Raw genomic sequence first — 17,286 nt, forward strand, 5'->3', positions numbered from 1 at the left:
GCTCTACTACTAGAGTCAGGGGCCTGTTTTTTGTTTAAGTGAATAAAAACAGTCGATAAAGTGGGTAATCATCGACAGAAAGAAGTCCAAATTAATAAAAACTGTCGATGAAGCCCCTAATTATCGACAGAAAGAAGTTCAAATTAATAAAAACTGTCGATAAAGCCCCCAATCATCGACAGAAAGAAGTTCAAATTAATAAAAACCGTCGATGAAGCCCCCAATCATCGACAGAATTAAGTCCAAACTAATAAAAACTGTCGATGAAGCCCCCAATCATCGACAGAATTAAGTCCAAACTAATAAAAACTGTCGATGAAGCCCCCAATCATCAACAAAATGAAGTTCAAATTAATAAAAACTGTCGATGGAGCCCCCGATTATCGACAAAATGAAGTCCAGATTAATAAAAACTGTCAATGAATCCCCCGATTATCGACAGAAAGAAGTTTAAATCAGTAAAAACTGTCGATAAAGGCCCCAATCATCGACAGAAAGAAGTTCAAATCAGTAAAAACTGTCGATAAAGCCCCGATCACCGCTAAATTATTTTCCTTTGCCGTGAACAACGATTTAGGGCAAATCTACAGGCGAAGTTCCGGTGCTTTGGCTCCTTGACATCCGTTTGAAAACGTATTAATGTAAAGTTAACAAACTGGAACAGTGTTCCGTAATAAGGAACGAATGGGAGGCAGAGAGATGGGGGAATCGGTTCAGTCAGTCAATCGGGCCCTTACTATCCTAGAAATTTTGCGAAAGCAGCCAAATGGACTTGGGGTCACGGAAATTTCAAACCAGTTAGGGATTGCCAAGAGCACCTCACACCGGTTGTTAAGCTCCCTGATGCAACATGGTTTTGTACAAAAAGACACCAGTTCTGGAAATTACCGCTTAGGCTTAGCACTGCTTCATCTAGGTAGTGAAGTATCAAAATCCTTTGATGTACGACGAGTTGCCTTGCCTTTTCTGAATCAGCTAGTTACGGAGACAGGTGAGACGGCTCACTTAGCCATTTATGACCAGGGGGAAATCGTCTATATCGATAAACTAGAAAGCCCTGCATCCCTTCGAATGTATTCGCAAATTGGCGGGAGAGCACCTGCTCATTGTACAGGGTTAGGAAAGGCAATCCTGTCGTTTCAAGTAGAAAAAGAAATAGATTGGTTGATTGAGAACAAAGGGCTAAAGCAATTTACACCTACAACACTAACTTCTAAAGAAGCATTAATGAAAGCGTTAACCGAAGTGAAAAGAGCCGGGGTTGCGTTCGATGAGGAAGAACATGAGAAAGGTATTCGCTGTGCTGCTGCACCAATTTTTAACCATAACAATGAAGTCGTTGCTGGGATTAGCGTTGCAGGACCAACAACAAGAATATCAAAAGCAGAATTAACAAAACTAGCTAATCAAGTAAAAGATGTAGCACGCCAAATATCCCGGCAAATGGGTAGATAAATAGATAACTAGGATAATCAAGCTGTTGCTAAATACAATCAAGAGACAAAAAAACTGCAATTAAGATGCAAACCAACCAGATGTAGTTATCCTGGAGTAAAAGATATTTGGGACAGCTTCAGTGGCATTTGCGATAACGAACCAGGCATAAGAGCTGTCCCCCAATCATCATGTAGAAAGGAAGGCGAGACATGAATAAAGTGTTAGATGCGATTCATCAGCACAAAATCATTTCCATCATTCGGACTGATTCATCAAGGGACCTTGTAGAGGTTGCTGGCCACTTATATCGAGCAGGAATTCGTGTGCTTGAGGTGACGATGAATACTCCCGGTGCGCTAAAGGGCATCGAACAAATCAAGGAGACGTATTCGGATATGTGGATTGGTGCCGGAACAGTCCTCGATTCCGAGACTGCCCGACTAGCAATTTTAGCTGGTGCAACATTTTTGTTAGCGCCAACATTGAAACAAGAAACAATCGAGATGGGTAACCGCTATAATGTCCCTGTTATTCCTGGAGTTTTCACACCAACCGAAGTGTTAACAGCCTATGAATTAGGTGCTAATGTCGTCAAGGTTTTCCCGGTCGGCTCCCTAGGTGCAAAGTATATAAAAGAGCTAAAAGGTCCACTGAATCAAGTCGAAATGATCCCGGTCGGCGGGGTAACAACAGAAACAGCACTTGATTTCCTGCAAGCAGGCAGCTTCGCACTCGGTGTTGGCTCAGCAATTGTGAGTAACAAGCTTGTGGAGGAGAAAAAATTCACAGAAATAGGTAAACGCGCTAAACAACTAATTGACATTGTGAAGACATTTCCGAGTCGGTAAAAGTAGGTAGGTAAGCAAAGCTTTCACGGCCGGCCGATTGTTACTAAAAAAAATCTATAAATCAAGTAAACAGGAAAGGGTGGGGAAGATGAAGATTACGGGTTTTGAGCTTTACAAAGTTACACCTAGGTGGCTTTTTCTGAAAATTGAAACAGACGAAGGTATTGCTGGCTGGGGTGAACCAGTCATTGAAGGACGAGCGCATACTGTAAAGGCGGCAGTAGAGGAGCTGATGGAATATCTGATTGGGAAAGACCCGCTCCGAATCGAGGATCACTGGAACATGATGTACCGTTCTGGGTTTTACCGTGGCGGTCCAATTCTAATGAGCGCTATTGCTGGGATTGATCAGGCGCTTTGGGATATCAAAGGGAAATATTACAATGCTCCAGTCTATCAATTACTCGGTGGTGCATGCCGCGATTCGATTCGAGTCTACTCATGGATTGGCGGAGACCGTCCGTCAGATGTCGGTGAGGCTGCTAAAAAAGTAGTCGACGTTGGCTTTACTGCAGTAAAAATGAATGGAACAGAAGAATTACAATACATTGACTCTTACCAAAAAATTGATGAAACAGTCGAGCGGATTGCTGCCGTGCGTGACGCTGTCGGTAATGACGTAGGAATTGGTATTGATTTTCATGGTAGGGTTCATAAACCGATGGCAAAGGTGCTTGCCAAAGAGCTTGAACCATATCGACCAATGTTTATTGAGGAACCCGTTTTACCAGAAAATAACGAAGCGTTACGCGAAATCGCTAATCACACCCACATTCCGATTGCTACTGGTGAAAGAATGTTTTCAAGATGGGATTTCAAGACGCTACTCTCGGATGGATACGTGGATATCATTCAACCCGACCTATCCCATGCTGGTGGAATTACTGAAGTGAAAAAAATTGCATCGATGGCTGAGGCGTATGATGTAGCATTAGCGCCACACTGTCCACTAGGCCCGATTGCATTAGCAGCATGCCTGCAAGTCGATGCCACATCACATAACGCCTTTATTCAAGAACAAAGCCTCGGCATTCACTATAATCAAGAAAATGACATTCTTGATTACGTCAAAGATCGCAGTGTGTTTGATTACAAGGATGGCTATGTAAAAATCCCGCAAGGCCCTGGTCTTGGCATCGAAATAGACGAGGAGTATGTAAAAGAAAAAGCGAAAGAAGGCCATAACTGGAAAAATCCAATCTGGCGGCATAAAGATGGAAGCATTGCTGAGTGGTGATATTGTCTTAGAATTTACATTGCTACTTAACATGGCAATAACAGTAAAGTGCGCCAATGAAGTCTAAGACGTCATGTATACAGGGTTAGCAAGATACCCGCGCCTTTGTCGTTAAGAAATCAGTTGAACCTATCTTAAACATCCTCTCCCTTTTTTGATGTGAAACAAGTATAATAAAGAAACCAAATAGCGATACTAGAATACTATAAATATTCAGTGAAAATTTTATTACCTTATGTCTATCATAAAATGAAGATTTTTACCAATAGTTGAATAATTGACAAATGATTAAAAATAAGTAAAAATATTAGTAAAATATTTTACTAATTGCATGTGTGTGAATTACTGTTTATTGCAAGGAGTTCCTCTAGGGGGGATAAGATGGTGACAATAAAGGATGTGGCAGAGAAGTCAGGGGTTTCTATTACGACGGTTTCTCGTGTATTGAACAATGATCCAAATCTCTCTGTTACTGATGAGACGCGTGAAAAAGTTTATGAGGTTGCGGATAAACTGAATTACAAAAAGAAAATGGTAAGGCCACTTGTTAAGAATGTGGTGTTTTTATATTGGTTGACAGATGTTGAGGAACTTGAGGACGTTTATTTTAAAGCGATGCGATTGGAATTGGAAAAGCTTGCGAAAAACTTTAATGTTGAGCTAACGACGTATAAGATTGGTCAGGGGATAGGGAGTATTCCAAGAGATATAGAAGGCTTTGTTGCTGTTGGGACGTTTTCTGATAGAGAGCTTGCGCATCTTAGAAGTATTACTCAACACGGGGTTTTTCTTGACACCTCACCAGACCCGATTCATTTTGATTCGGTAAGACCAGATCTTGCTCAGGTCGTTCGAAGATCAATTGATTTTCTAGTAGGTAAGGGACATAAGGAGATTGGGTTCATTGGTGGAACTTATCATAACCCGAACACAGATGTCGATGAAATGGACTTGCGAGAAGTGGCGTTTCGTCAATACATGGCTGAAAAAGGTTTGCTTAATGAGAGAAATGTGTTTATTCATCGTGGGTTCTCGGTTGATAATGGGTATAAGTTGATGAAACATGCTGTCAATACACTAGGGGACGAGTTACCGACTGCCTTCGTTACGGCAGCGGATCCTATTGCAGTCGGTTGTTTACAAGCGCTAAATGAAGCTGAAATATCAATACCGAGTAGAGTGTCCGTCATAGGAATTAATAATATTAGTGTTGCCAAATACGTTTCACCACCACTTACTACTTTTGATATTGACTTACGTGAAATGTGCAAAAGTGCTTTACAACTCTTAGTTGAACGAATCGTTGAAAATCGAAAAATTACTAAAACATTATTTATTGGACCTGAAATGATTATTAGAAAAAGTACAAATTAGCGGATAGAAAAGAGACTGTCTAAGTGAAAAGCCTTAAGATTGTCTCTTTTTTTGTGTGCATCTGCATTGTTTTGTTTTGTTTAATTACGTTAGAAAACTCCATCCTAAATGTTTATATGCAAAACATCATTTAATCTTTTTAGTAAAAATTTTTACTTAAATGAGTAAAAAAATTGTTTACTAATTTTATTAGCTATGCTATATTAATTGCATAAAACGTTTTCATCTATTTTGGAAGCGTAATACAATACAACGATGAAGGGATGTTAATCGGTGAAAAACATCAAAAAGATTTTGGGGATTTTTAGTTTATTGGCTTTAGTTTTTGCTTTAGTAGCGTGTGGACCACAAGAAGATAGTGGACAAGCTACCGGTGATGAAGGAAAAAAGGAAGATAACAATAAAGAATATGATTTACTAGTGTGGGAAGATGTGGAAAAGTCTGAAGGAATTGCGGATGCAGTTGCTAAGTTTGAAGAAGAAAACGATGTTAAAGTAAAAGTGGTAGAGAAAGCTTATGCGCAACAAATTGAAGATCTACGTTTAGATGGACCGGGTGGAACTGGCCCAGACGTTTTCACAATGCCCGGTGACCAAATTGGTACAGCGGTTGTCGAAGGTTTACTAAAGGAACTTAACGTAGGAGAAGATGTAACTTCTATCTATACAGAAGCTGCAATGAATTCTCAAACAGTGGATGGAAAAGTTTACGGTCTACCGAAAGCGGTTGAAACTACAATGTTGTTCTATAACAAAGACATTGTATCAGAAGATGAATTACCTACTACTCTAGATGGTTGGTATGATCTTTCAAAAGAATTAACAGATGGTGAGAACTTTGGATTATTGGCATTGTTTGACCAAATCTATTATGCAAACAGTGTATTAAGTGGATATGGCGGGTATATTTTTGGTCAAGATGAAAATGGTAACTACATTCCAACCGATCTTGGACTAAACAATGAAGGTGCAATCGAAGGTGCCAATCAGATTCAAAAGTTCTATGCAGAAAAACTATTTCCATCTGGAATCATTGGTGAGCAAGGTATTCAAGTACTAGACTCACTTTTCTCAGAAGGTAAAGCAGCAGCTGTTATCTCAGGTCCTTGGAACTTAGGGCCATATGAAGAAGCAGGCATCGATTACGGTGTTGTAAAGCTACCGGAATTGGCTAACGGTGAAAATATGAGTGCATTCGTTGGAGTGAAAAGCTATAACGTAAGTGCTTACTCTAAAAATGCTGAACTTGCTGAAAAGTTAGTAGTATTTTTAGCGAATGAAGAAAACTCTAAAACAAGATATGAACTTACAAAAGAAGTACCAGCTGTAGCTGCATTAGCTGATGATCCGGCTGTAACAGAAAGTGAAGCAGCACAAGCCGTAGCTGAACAATCTCAGTTCTCTGAATTAATGCCAAACATACCTGAAATGAACTCTGTTTGGGATCCTGCTGATGCTGCACTTCAAACAATTGCAACAGGAAAAGCTGAACCTAAAGAAGCGTTAGACCAAGCTGTTGAAACAATAAAAGGATCGATTGAAGCTGCAAATAGCAGTAAGTAATTAAATTAGCATACATGGTGTCAAACTTATGTTTGGCACCATTCCATTACTAAGGTAATTTTTTCATTTATACTATCAGCTAGTTTGAAGCGGATAGCTGATAGTGTAAGTGGAACGACAAGACAAATACTACTTCTTAACTTTTCAGCATGAAAAAGCGAATAGCTCGGGCGCTTAGCTCCTCGGGGTCATAAGGTAATTCCTTTTGTGGCAAAGAACGCCACAGGGCTTGTCTTATGCCTGTCGGGTTTACCAAGACGCCTACGCTTTTCCTATAAAAGGGGTGAAATCATGCAACATCGTACACGTGCATTAATACTTTCGATTATACCTGGGTTTGGACAATTTTATAATAAGCAGTGGGTGAAGGGTCTTGTGTACCTGGTGCTAACTGCATCGTTCTTTATAGTATTTAAAGATCTGTTAAATATGGGATTATGGGGAATTGTTACGTTAGGTACAGAAGTGCCGAGAGATAACTCCATTTTCTTGTTAGCAGAAGGTATTTTAGCAGTAATAGTAACTGTAATGGGTTTATTTATTTACTATTTAAACTTAAAAGATGCATATAAAAATGGAAGATTAAGGGATGAAGGGAAACTTCCAAATACGTTACGTGATCAGTATAGAAATTTAGTAGAACAAGGCTATCCTTACGTCGTGGCCGGACCTTCACTATTTATTCTGATTTTTGCTGTCGTGTTTCCGATTCTTTTTAGCATTGCTTTAGCATTTACCAACTATGACTTATACCATTCTCCACCTGCTAAATTAATAGATTGGGTTGGATTAGATACATTTGCCAATATCTTCACTGTTGATATTTGGCGTTCTACTTTTTTTGATGTTCTTGCATGGACAGTTGTTTGGACGCTGTGTGCGTCGACACTTCAAGTAAGTCTAGGTATTTTCTTGGCAGTAGTTGTTAACCAAAAGGATCTACGTTTTAAAAAGTTTATTCGTACAGTTCTTGTCCTGCCATGGGCAGTGCCAGGATTTGTTACAATTCTAGTTTTTGCTGGTTTATTTAATGATAGTTTTGGTGCAATTAATAATGATATTTTAGCATTTTTCGGGATTGATCCCGTTCCATGGTTAACCGATGCCAATTGGTCAAGACTAGCGTTAATCATGATGCAAGGTTGGTTGGGATTTCCTTTCGTCTTTCTTGTAACAACAGGTGTTTTACAATCCATTCCTGAAGAATTATATGAGGCCGCAACGATTGATGGAGCATCAATTTTTGCGAAATTTAAAAATATCACGTTTCCAATGATTTTGATTGCGATGGCTCCAATTATCATTACACAGTTCACATTCAATTTTAATAACTTTAATATTATTTATCTATTCAACGGTGGTGGACCAGCGATGCCTGGAACAACAGCTGGCGGAACAGATATTCTAGTTTCGTGGATTTATAAATTAACCATGCAGTCAAGTCAGTACTCACTAGCTGCAGCACTTACTATTTTGTTATCCATTTTTGTTATCGCGATTGCGTTATGGCAATTCAGAAAAACGAATTCATTTAAGGAGGAATAAGAGATGATTTTAAACGTGAAGAAAAAGAATTTCATTCGACTATTCGTCTCTTATCTCATCGTATTTTTTATGGTCGTAGTCATTATCTATCCATTGATATGGACGGTGGGTGCAAGCTTTAATCCTGGTAACAGTTTGATTAGTACCTCAATCATTCCGAAAAATCCAACCTTGGATCACTATAAAGAACTATTTGCTGGAAAAGAAAGTTTGCAATACGGACAATGGTATTTAAACTCATTGAAAATTAGTATCTTTACCATGATTGGAACGGTAATTAGTGTTTCCTTTACCGCTTATGCCTTTTCTCGTTTCCGCTTTAAAGGTAGAAAAAACGGATTGGTCCTATTCCTATTATTGCAAATGATTCCGCAGTTTTCTGCACTAATTGCGCTATTTGTTTTTGCGCAAATGCTCGGATTAATGAACAGTCACTGGTTACTAATCTTCCTCTATATTGGTGGATTAATTCCGATGAACACGTATCTAATGAAGGGATACTTAGATGCCATTCCGGTGTCATTAGATGAAAGTGCTCGAATTGATGGGGCGAGTAACACAAGAATTTTCCTGCAAATTCTTATGCCATTATCAAGACCGATGATTGCCGTAATAGCGATGAACGGTTTCACAAACCCGCTCGGTGACTTCGTTTTATCTTCGGTGATTTTAAGGGATCCAGAATCCTATACGTTACCAATCGGCTTATATAACTTGGTCAATGACGTTATGGGTGCAAGCTACACAACCTTTGCTGCTGGTGCAATTTTAATTAGTATTCCAGTTGCTGTTATCTTTGTCATGCTCCAGAAGCATTTCGTTTCGGGACTCACAGCCGGTGGTACGAAAGGTTAAATCAGATCAAATAGGGCGAGTTTTCTTTATCGTTACGAATATAGAATGACCCGTCCTTTCCTAACCAGTGGACAAAATTAGAAATACGAGGAGAGGGTAATATGCCAAAACAACCAAAGAAATCAGTTACTAAAGCAGATTTTATGCTTCATGGCGGCGACTACAATCCTGATCAATGGCTAGATCGTCCAGATATTTTATCCGATGACATCAAATTCATGAAGTTATCGCATACCAATACATTTTCGGTGGGCATATTTGCTTGGAGTGCACTTGAGCCTGAAGAAGGTGTCTACACGTTTGAATGGTTAGATGAAATTATTGATAACATTTACAGCATTGGTGGTCGTGTTATTTTAGCTACACCAAGTGGGGCCCGTCCTGCTTGGATGTCGCAAAAGTATCCGGAAGTGTTACGAGTAAATGCAAGACGTGAAAAACACTTGCACGGTGCTAGGCACAACCACTGTTTTACATCCGAGGTTTACCGAGAAAAAACACAAACAATAAACCGTTTGCTTGCAGAACGATACGGGGAACATCCTGCATTAATCATGTGGCATATTTCCAATGAATACGGGGGGGAATGTCACTGTGGCAAATGCCAAAACGCCTTCCGTGAGTGGTTGAAAGTAAAATACAACAATGATTTAAAGGCATTAAACGACGCATGGTGGGGACCGTTTTGGAGCCATACCATCTTTGATTGGTCGCAAATTGATTCACCATCCCCAATTGGAGAGAATGCTGTTCACGGCCATAATTTGGATTGGAAAAGATTCGTAACAGACCAAACGATTGATTTTTACAAAAATGAAATTGTGCCTATTCGTGAGATAACACCAGATATTCCGATAACTACTAATTTTATGGCGGATACATTCGACTTAATTCCGTTCCAAGGCTTAGATTATAGTGAATTCGCAGAACACCTTGATGTAATTAGTTGGGATGCCTATCCAGCTTGGCACAATGACTGGGAAACTACTGCTGACCTCGCGATGAAGGTAGGTTTTATTGATGACCTTTATCGTAGCATGAAGCAGCAGCCGTTTTTGCTTATGGAGTCAACACCAAGTCACGTGAACTGGCATGAAGTCAATAAAGCAAAACGTCCAGGCATGCAACTCCTTTCATCGATGCAAATGATCGCGCATGGTTCAGATAGTGTCATGTATTTTCAATGGCGTAAGTCGCGTGGGTCATCAGAAAAGTTCCATGGCGCTGTTGTTGACCATGATAACAGCCCAAATAATCGTGTGTTTCAAGAGGTAGCTGAAGTTGGTAAGACGCTTGAAAAATTGTCAGATGTAGTTGGAACAAACCGCAAAGCTGATGTTGCAATTTTTTATGATTGGGAAAGTAATTGGGCATTAAACGATGCACAGGGATATGGATTAAAAACAAAGCGGTATCCACAAACATTGCAAGACCATTATCGTACGTTTTGGGAAAATGATATCCCGGTTGATGTCGTTACAAAGGAACATGACTTTTCTAACTACAAGCTACTAGTTGTTCCGATGCTTTATTTAGTTAGTGAAGATACGATAGCTCGTTTGAGAAAATATGTGGCAGCCGGCGGACGTTTAGTTATGACATACATTAGTGGCGTGGTGAACGAACACGACCTAACATACCTTGGTGGTTGGCACAAAGACCTGCGAGAAATGTTTGGTATTAATCCAGTCGAAACAGATACGTTTTTCCCGAATGATCGAAACGCGATTACCTATGCAGGTAAAACGTATGAAGTAAAGGATTATGCGACAGTTATTGAACTAGGAAATGCACAAGCGCAGGCTGTCTATCATGATGATTTTTATGCGAATACACCAGCTGTAACGAGCAATTCTTACGGTGAAGGAAAGACCTATTATATAGGTGCACGCTTAGAAGATGATTTTCATCGTAATTTCTATCAACAGTTGATTGCTGAACTAGGGCTTGCGCCAGTAGTAAAAGTAACCCATGGTAAAGGTGTTTCCGTTCAAACGCGCCAAAGTGAAGATACTAACTATGTGTTTGTGATGAACTTTACCGAGGAAGAACAAGTCGTTGGACTGGAGTCGCCAGTGACCGATCTAGTAACAAAAGAATCTCTTTCCGGTGAGATTACACTTAAACGATATGAAGTTCGTATTCTAGAAGCGAAATAATATTGGTTTTGGGCAGGTTCTTTGGTCAGAATGGCTGAGGGAACTGTCTTTAAAGCCACTCCGTTTGTAAGCGTTTCATAAAATTGAGGATTGAAAGGCGGAAGAGTGTTATGGGCATAAAAAAAATAGTTCGTTTGTTTCTTGTGTTTTTGTTAGTGTTTAGTACGCTTGGAGTTACTCCGAAAAAAACCGAGGCAGCTACGAATATACTAGATAGCGGCGGATTTGAGACTAATTTTTGGGAAGATGGGTCGTGGAATGTAACGACTTCAAATTGGGATGGTTTAGATATCCAGCATTTTAATTATACTGATGATCAATGGATAACAGCAGATACCGGAAACTATGCACTTAAATATTGGGTGAAAGATACGGTAACTGGTAATCAGTCCTTTTCAGTTAGCCAAACGGTTACAAGTCTTCCGGCTGGTAGCTATCAGCTTTCCGTTCGTTCGATGGGTGGCGCTGACAATGAGGCAGGTAGTATAACTGTATTTGCTGGCGACAGTACTACAGCTGCTACGTCAACAACTGGCTACAATAGCTGGGAAACAGTGACGTTAAATTTTGATATTGCTGAAGATACTACAAATTTCCAAGTGGGAGCAATAGTTGAAGGTGCCCCTGACGCTTGGGGTATTTAGATAGCTTTCAATTAGTAGAAAAAACTGATGATGGAGGTGATACGGTGCCGGTACCAGATCCAGTCCAGTCTGATATTTTTGTAGAAAGAGTAGATGGTATGACTGATGACTTTATTAAGGGCGTCGATGTTTCTAGTATTATTTCTTTAGAAAACAGTGGGGTAAAGTTTTATAATGAAGCAGGCAAAGAACAAGACATTTTTACCACGCTTGCAGATGCTGGAGTAAACTATGTTCGAGTTCGGGTCTGGAATGATCCGTATGATGCGAAAGGTAATGGCTATGGTGGTGGTAACAGCGATTTAGCAAAGGCTATCCAAATTGGACAAAGAGCTACAGCAAATGGTATGAAGTTACTTGTTAATTTTCACTACTCTGACTTCTGGGCAGACCCAGCAAAACAGCAGGCTCCAAAAGCATGGACTAATTTAAGCTTTAATGACAAGAAAACGGCGCTTTATAATTATACGAAAAATAGCTTACAGTTATTACTTGATGCAGGTGTCGACGTTGGTATGGTTCAAGTGGGGAATGAAACAAATGGCGGCGTTGCTGGTGAGACAGATTGGACGAAAATGAGTGCGCTATTTAATGAAGGAAGTCGGGCAATTAGAGCAATTGATCCAAACATTTTAGTTGCACTACATTTTACGAACCCAGAAACAACAGGGAGATATGCATCTATTGCTAAAACATTAGACGATAATAACGTAGATTACGATGTGTTTGCAAGTTCGTATTATCCATTCTGGCATGGAACGCTTGAAAATTTAACTGATGTTTTATCAAATGTGGCAGAAACATATGGCAAAAAAGTGATGGTAGCGGAAACATCTTATGTGTACACGGCAGAAGATGGTGATGGTCATAGTAATACGGCTCCACAGGATTCTGGACAAGTATTGAACTATCCAATTACTGTTCAAGGTCAAGCGAATGCTGTTCGAGATGTAATAGAAGCAGTTGCCAATGTAGGTGACGCTGGTATTGGTGTTTTTTACTGGGAACCAGCGTGGATTCCGGTGGGACCAGCTGAGCAATTGGAGCAAAATAAAGTGATTTGGGAACAATATGGCTCTGGTTGGGCGACGAGTTATGCTAGTGAATATGACCCGGAAGACGCTGGCAACTGGTACGGTGGTAGTGCAGTCGATAACCAGGCACTGTTTGATTTCACTGGAAAACCACTTCCGTCTTTAGATGTTTTTAAATATGTAGATACTGGCGCGGTTACGGAGCTTAAAGTTGACGTAGTTAATGACGTTTCAATAAGTGGAACAGTTGGTGAAGAAGTAGTGCTACCAGACGTTGTGACCGTTGTTTATAATGATGGTAGTGAAGGGCAAGTTCCGGTAACATGGGATGAGAAACAATTGAAAAGCGCAATGAAAGCAGGCGTTGGTAGTTATGCTATTAATGGGACAACACAGGACGGTCCAGCAGTAGTTGCAAAACTGGTAATAAAGCTGGAAAACTTTGTGGTGAATCCAAGCTTTGAATCGGGTGATCGTAGCATGTGGTCGATTGATTATCCTGGTGGAGTAGAAGCCCATACAGATTATCAAAATAAGGCGGCAGATGCTAAGACTGGTGACTACTCCCTGCATTTTTATTCAGGAATAGACGTTGACTTTACAGTTGAACAAACGATTACTGGATTAGAACCAGGTTATTATAACTTGTCTATGTTCGTGCAAGGCGGAGATGCTGATGGTTCAGAGATGTATTTATACGGGAAGACAGGTTCAAATACCTACCAAGCGGACACAAGTGTTAACGGTTGGGTAAATTGGAGTAATCCGGAAATTAAAGAAGTTTTAGTTCTAGATGGTACCATTACAATCGGTGCAGCCATCAAAGCGGATGCGGGCGCTTGGGGTACGTTAGATGATTTCGCGTTAACCTATGTTAGAGATTATAAAGTATCAGAGGATAAAAAGGCTGACATTGCTAAAGAAAGACAAAATGAACGTGCTTTATATAAGAAAAAATAGTTAAATTTCGAAGATGGTTTTTGCGGCCTGCTTTTTGGGACTGCATGAACCATCTTTTTTAAAAGATAAGAAAGTATAAAAAGATCCAAGAGCTGTCTAGCTCCGGGCGCCTACCCCCTCGAGGTCTTAAGCAGAAAATCTTTGTGTCAAAGAGCGACACATAGATTTTCTGCTTAAGCTTGTCGGGGGTGGGCAAGGCGCCCTGCGCTTTTCTTACTTGTCTTAGCTTCAGGACTAGCCCTCGACAGAATTGAGTTCAAAAAAGTAAAAAGAGTCGATGAAGGTGTTCATTATCGACAGAATTGGGTTCGAAAAAGTAAAAAGAGTCGATGGAGGTGTTCATTATCGACAGAATTGAGTTCGAGAAAGTAAAAAGAGTCGATGATGGGCTTCATTATCGACAGAATTGGGTTCGAAAAAGTAAAAAGAGTCGATGAGGGGCTTCATTATCGACAGAATTGAGTTCGAAAAAGTAAAAAGAGTCGATGGAGGTGTTCATTATCGACAGAATTGAGTTCGAGAAAGTAAAAAGAGTCGATGGAGGTGTTCATTATCGACAGAATTGGGTTCGAAAAAGTAAAAAGAGTCGATGAGGTGTTCATTATCGACAGAATTGGGTTCGAGAAAGTAAAAAGAGTCGATGAGGGGCTTCATTATCGACAGAATTGGGTTCGAGAAAGTAAAAAGAGTCGATGAGGGGCTTCATTATCGACAGAATTGAGTTCAAAAAAGTAAAAAGAGTCGATGAAGGTGTTCATTATCGACAGAATTGGGTTTGATAAAGCAAAAAGAGTCGATGAAGGTGTTCATTATCGACAGAATTGGGTTCGAAAAAGTAAAAAGAGTCGATGAGGTGCTTCGTTATCGACAGAATTGAGTTCGAAAAAGTAAAAAGTGTAGATGAGGGGCTTCATTATCGACAGAATTGGGTTCGAGAAAGTAAAAAGTGTAGATGAACGAGCCGATCATCGACAGAATTAGGTTCACATAAGTGAAAATTATCTACAATGACACCGATTACTATTTAAAGAAGCTTGCGTTGGCTTGAAATTAACGTACCCCATGATTGGACAGTATATCAAACGACAAGCTATAGAAAACCGCCCTAAATTAACAACGCCGTTCCATTGCACGATCTGTGTATGGATAGGGTCTTTATACCTGTAAGTTGACCTCTTACTAGAAATGGTCCTAGTTTGGAAGGGAGTCTCGAAAATTGTCGACGGAGTCATCTTTTTGTCAGGCGCGTCTTATGGATGGGCTTATTAGATTAATCAATTTTAATGCCGGAACGAGTTAATAGACTGACTTTTTGTGCCAAAATCTACTTAATATCGACAAACTAGCTAAAATGACCCATTAATTTTACAACATTTACAAAACTTCAATCCGTGCTATCATTTCTTATCTTTTAATTTGGAGGGAGATAAAGCCTTGGAAAAGAAAAAAGTATTGTCTATGTTGTCAGTTGGAACACTTGCTCTATCATTACTAGTCCCAATATCATCTAACGGTAGTCTTGAAGTACAAGCAGAAACAACTACACCCGAGTGGAATGTCGAACGTTATGGTGACCGTGTCGGTATTGATGAAAAGCTTGCAAGCCTTGCGAAGGATGAGGCATTTTTACAACAAGCAGAAGAAGGGATTAAACAACAAGCTGCTGAGTTATTTGGGAATGCTACCAACAAGAATACTACGAAAGGTAATGGTAAAGGTAAAAATGCAGATGAAAGCACTGCGACTGAAGGGTCATCTAGTGAGAGTAGCTTCACTTATGATGGTGGAACAAAATATTTTTTAAATCGTGATTTGGAGTTTAAAACATTTACACTCCGGAGCATTGGAGAAAACGTGGAGGTTTGGGTGGCAAACGATCTATCATTCCCAGATTCTCGTCCAACGCCTATAGTTACACAAGAGCAAGTCGACACGCTTCGTGACGAATTTGACAGTAATATTTATCCGGTCGCAACAGAGTTTTTCGGGACACCGGACCAATTGGATGGTTCTCGTTCTCCTTTAGTTGATTGGGGTTATTTCCCGGAAGGATATTATGAAACTAGTGATAAAGTAATTATGTTAGTAGACAATATTAAAGACGAAGGGTACTATGACCCGTCTTACCCATTCTTTGTTGCTGGGTTCTTTTGGCAAACAATTGAGAACTATATGAATAGAAATATCGTTACGATTGATACAAACAGCTGGGAAACGCGTTTAGAATCTACTTTCTTTGGAACTACGATTCATGAATTGCAGCATCTTATTCATGCTGATTACGATAGTGCTGAGGAATCTTGGATCAATGAAGGCTTGTCAACATTCTCTGAATTTCTTGGTGGTTATGGCCATGATGCAGGTTCGATTAATTTTTATTTAGATCATCCGGAAAACTCTTTAGTAGCTTGGGATGAACACTACTCTGCAGAAACTGGGCCAGAAACAATTGCTGATTATGGGCAAGCTTATTTGTTTACGCTTTATATGTACGATAAACTTGGCAAGGAATTTATTCAAGATGTTGTCAAGGAAAAAACTCAAGGGATTACTGGCGTCAATGCAGTTTTAAAAGCATATGGGTCTTCCCTTGACTTTGAACAACTTTATCAAAATTTTATTACTGCGGTAGCTATTGATAGTAGTGATAGTGACCATAGTGGTGTCTATGATATTGATAGTATTGACCTCCGTGATCTACCGGTTGATAGCGTGGGGACAAAGCGAGGCATGACGGTTAGTTATGAATCAGCATTAACGTATGAAAAAGAAGGTGTTCCTGCCTGGGGTGGCGACTTTAAAGAGTTAGATTTTGATGAAAAAATAAGAAACATTTCCTTTGATGGAGTAGACTTCTTAGCAACACCTTGGACATCTGTTTCAGATCCACTCGGCTCTAGTGACCAAGTGCTTTGGGGTGGGAATGGAGACGAGGTGGATAACGAAATTGTATTCAAAGCTGATTTAAGCTCTGTTAACACGGCAACACTAACCTTTGATAATTATATCGAAATTGAAGAAGGATGGGATTTTGGTGTTGTACAAGTATCGACTGACGGTGGCCAAACGTGGAACAGTCTAGCAAATGAAAATACTCGAAGTGATATTGTCGCGGAAGGTTATCCAAAAATCAAAGAAAACGTGCCAGGATTCACAGGTTATTATACTGATTGGCAAAAAGAAACATTTGACCTCAGTGCATATGCAGGCCAAGAAGTGCTCATCGCTTTCCGTTATATGACAGACTGGGGCTATAATGACGCTGGCTGGTACGTTGATGATATTGCTATTCCTGAAATTGGCCTGGAATTTGATGGAACTTCAATCGATGAATTTAAGTCGTTTGCAGAGTTAAGCGGTGAATATGTGGAGTACACCGTTACTTTCATCAATGAGAGAGAAGCTAGCTCTGGAACAAAATTTAGAACAGTAACTGTAGATCCGTTCCATGTGACAGAAGAAGATGCACTACAATTAAGACAGCTTTTCCAAAATGGAAGGAATACAATGATTACTTCCTATGCTGCACCAGTGGACAGTAAGATACCGGTCGAGTTCACATACGAAGTAACCCTTAAAGAACAAGGACCAAAAGAATAAGCTAGCAATACAATCAGGGACAGTAGATGT

At 39.9% G+C, this 17,286-nt stretch carries 11 protein-coding genes; all 11 read left to right on the forward strand.

Features of this window, described 5'->3' with window-relative positions; genetic code table 11:
- Nucleotides 1-699 precede the first annotated feature (699 nt).
- Nucleotides 700-1,455, forward strand: a complete 756-nt coding sequence (locus tag NC799_RS02975) for an IclR family transcriptional regulator (protein WP_272444849.1) — start codon at nt 700-702, stop codon at nt 1,453-1,455.
- Between the two features lie 191 nt (nt 1,456-1,646).
- On the forward strand, nt 1,647-2,285 hold the full coding sequence (locus tag NC799_RS02980) for a bifunctional 4-hydroxy-2-oxoglutarate aldolase/2-dehydro-3-deoxy-phosphogluconate aldolase (RefSeq protein WP_272444850.1): 639 nt from the start codon (nt 1,647-1,649) through the stop codon (nt 2,283-2,285).
- A gap of 88 nt (nt 2,286-2,373) precedes the next feature.
- Nucleotides 2,374-3,522, forward strand: a complete 1,149-nt coding sequence (dgoD, locus tag NC799_RS02985; RefSeq protein ID WP_272444851.1) for a galactonate dehydratase — start codon at nt 2,374-2,376, stop codon at nt 3,520-3,522.
- 381 nt (nt 3,523-3,903) lie between these two features.
- Nucleotides 3,904-4,896: a LacI family DNA-binding transcriptional regulator gene (locus NC799_RS02990; RefSeq protein WP_272444852.1), complete on the forward strand. Its 993-nt coding sequence runs from the start codon at nt 3,904-3,906 to the stop codon at nt 4,894-4,896.
- 273 nt (nt 4,897-5,169) lie between these two features.
- A complete protein-coding gene (locus NC799_RS02995; protein ID WP_272444853.1) occupies nt 5,170-6,459 on the forward strand; it encodes a sugar ABC transporter substrate-binding protein in 1,290 nt (429 codons plus the stop codon).
- A gap of 291 nt (nt 6,460-6,750) precedes the next feature.
- Nucleotides 6,751-8,004: a sugar ABC transporter permease gene (locus NC799_RS03000; protein ID WP_272444854.1), complete on the forward strand. Its 1,254-nt coding sequence runs from the start codon at nt 6,751-6,753 to the stop codon at nt 8,002-8,004.
- Between the two features lie 3 nt (nt 8,005-8,007).
- Nucleotides 8,008-8,859 (forward strand): sugar ABC transporter permease, encoded by an 852-nt coding sequence (locus tag NC799_RS03005; protein WP_272444855.1) that lies wholly within the window; start codon nt 8,008-8,010, stop codon nt 8,857-8,859.
- Between the two features lie 101 nt (nt 8,860-8,960).
- The gene (locus NC799_RS03010) at nt 8,961-11,018 is read left to right on the forward strand and encodes a beta-galactosidase (RefSeq protein WP_272444856.1); all 2,058 of its coding nucleotides are present in this window, start codon (nt 8,961-8,963) and stop codon (nt 11,016-11,018) included.
- Nucleotides 11,019-11,128: 110 nt separating this feature from the next.
- Nucleotides 11,129-11,662, forward strand: a complete 534-nt coding sequence (locus tag NC799_RS18365) for a hypothetical protein (protein WP_334313840.1) — start codon at nt 11,129-11,131, stop codon at nt 11,660-11,662.
- Nucleotides 11,650-13,656 carry an arabinogalactan endo-1,4-beta-galactosidase gene (locus NC799_RS03015; RefSeq protein WP_334313841.1) on the forward strand — a complete coding sequence of 669 codons (2,007 nt, stop codon included), beginning with the start codon at nt 11,650-11,652 and terminating at the stop codon, nt 13,654-13,656. Before NC799_RS18365 ends, NC799_RS03015 begins: the two co-directional genes overlap by 13 nt.
- A gap of 1,434 nt (nt 13,657-15,090) precedes the next feature.
- Nucleotides 15,091-17,256, forward strand: a complete 2,166-nt coding sequence (locus NC799_RS03020) for a choice-of-anchor J domain-containing protein (RefSeq protein WP_272444857.1) — start codon at nt 15,091-15,093, stop codon at nt 17,254-17,256.
- Nucleotides 17,257-17,286: the final 30 nt, after the last annotated feature.

This window comes from Aquibacillus salsiterrae (assembly GCF_028416595.1).
GTDB lineage: Bacteria > Bacillota > Bacilli > Bacillales > Amphibacillaceae > Aquibacillus_A > Aquibacillus_A salsiterrae.

What these genes read in the sequence shown, in the direction of transcription:
- NC799_RS02975 (WP_272444849.1), top strand. Translation starts at nt 700, where the DNA reads ATGGGGGAATCGGTTCAGTCAGTCAATCGGGCCCTTACTATCCTAGAA.
- NC799_RS02980 (WP_272444850.1), top strand. Translation starts at nt 1,647, where the DNA reads ATGAATAAAGTGTTAGATGCGATTCATCAGCACAAAATCATTTCCATC.
- dgoD (WP_272444851.1), top strand. Translation starts at nt 2,374, where the DNA reads ATGAAGATTACGGGTTTTGAGCTTTACAAAGTTACACCTAGGTGGCTT.
- NC799_RS02990 (WP_272444852.1), top strand. Translation starts at nt 3,904, where the DNA reads ATGGTGACAATAAAGGATGTGGCAGAGAAGTCAGGGGTTTCTATTACG.
- NC799_RS03000 (WP_272444854.1), top strand. Translation starts at nt 6,751, where the DNA reads ATGCAACATCGTACACGTGCATTAATACTTTCGATTATACCTGGGTTT.
- NC799_RS03005 (WP_272444855.1), top strand. Translation starts at nt 8,008, where the DNA reads ATGATTTTAAACGTGAAGAAAAAGAATTTCATTCGACTATTCGTCTCT.
- NC799_RS03010 (WP_272444856.1), top strand. Translation starts at nt 8,961, where the DNA reads ATGCCAAAACAACCAAAGAAATCAGTTACTAAAGCAGATTTTATGCTT.
- NC799_RS18365 (WP_334313840.1), top strand. Translation starts at nt 11,129, where the DNA reads ATGGGCATAAAAAAAATAGTTCGTTTGTTTCTTGTGTTTTTGTTAGTG.